The following is a 1,162-nucleotide window of genomic DNA, read 5'->3' on the forward strand; positions in this document are numbered from 1 at the left end:
TCATACCGATTAAAGCATCATTTAACCTCGGAAAACGAGTAGTTTTGTACATCCTTAAACGAGCAAAAATGTACATAATGGTGTTGACATTTATAGAGAAACTACTTGGGCTGGGAAATTGGATGAAGTTTCTCCTATAATGCGACCTACTCGTATCAAAGTTCGGACAGTCAATACAAAGACAAAGAAAACGGGTCCTATTGTACTTGAAAAAATACTAAAACCTTGTTGAATAACGGGGTGCTTTACTTGAAGAACATTGGGTTGCATATGCAACTCTTTTTTTCTTTATTGAACTAACAGAGCAGTTTAGTTGAATAATACGGAGTAGAAGGTTATTTTAAATAGATATACAAAAGTGGGATTTTAAATTTCATCACTATATTGAATGAATATCTGAAAGATAATGTTCAGCTTTACGTATAGGAAGGAGGAGCATAGTTTTGAAATTGATAGGATTAATCATTCTAGGTGGCTTATTTCTTCTTTTATTAAGTTTCATCTACATAATTATTGGTGTAGTGTTGCGAAATAAAAAAGAAAAGTAATTCTGGTTATTTTAATAGATTTGAATTATTTAATAGCTTCGCAAATATTGTGTTTTAGATGTTATGTTGGTTTATGTAATCAGAATTTTACTGCACAATATGAGGAAATTAATAAGTAGGGTTATCAACTACTTACTGCGAATACCAAAGAATTTGTGAAGAATCATACTTTAACTAACTGGGTTCGTTTGTTGAACAAGAGCTACAAAAAAATACCCAAACTTATTTATAAAAACTGTTTAAACCTGAAAAGAAAGTATTTTGATCAATCTTTGTTCAATGTACTTTCTTTTCATTTACTATAAAAAATGATTTTTAGAATTACGTATCAAACTTTATTCCAAACCAACAAATCTTAAGGTCCTGCATCTTCGTCAGTTGGCGCTCAATCTTTTGCTCCATCGTCTATATTTCTCAACCTTCATCTAGATCGTTGGCAGGAATCACAACTAAGTTATTTAGCTCAAATCACTAAACATTGCAAATAAAAAAGCCGAGGAATAAATCCTCGACTTTTTCAGGTGCCTAGCGACGTCCTACTCTCACAGGGGGAAGCCCCCAACTACCATCGGCGCTAAAGAGCTTAACTTCCGTGTTCGGTATGGGAACGGGTG

1 rRNA gene is annotated in these 1,162 nt (G+C 33.3%); it reads right to left on the reverse strand.

Features of this window, described 5'->3' with window-relative positions:
- Positions 1–1,071: 1,071 nt before the first annotated feature.
- A 5S ribosomal RNA gene (gene rrf, locus ACVWXS_RS25900) occupies positions 1,072–1,162 on the reverse strand; the annotation flags it as partial.

The organism is Lysinibacillus sp. TE18511 (genome assembly GCF_054062295.1).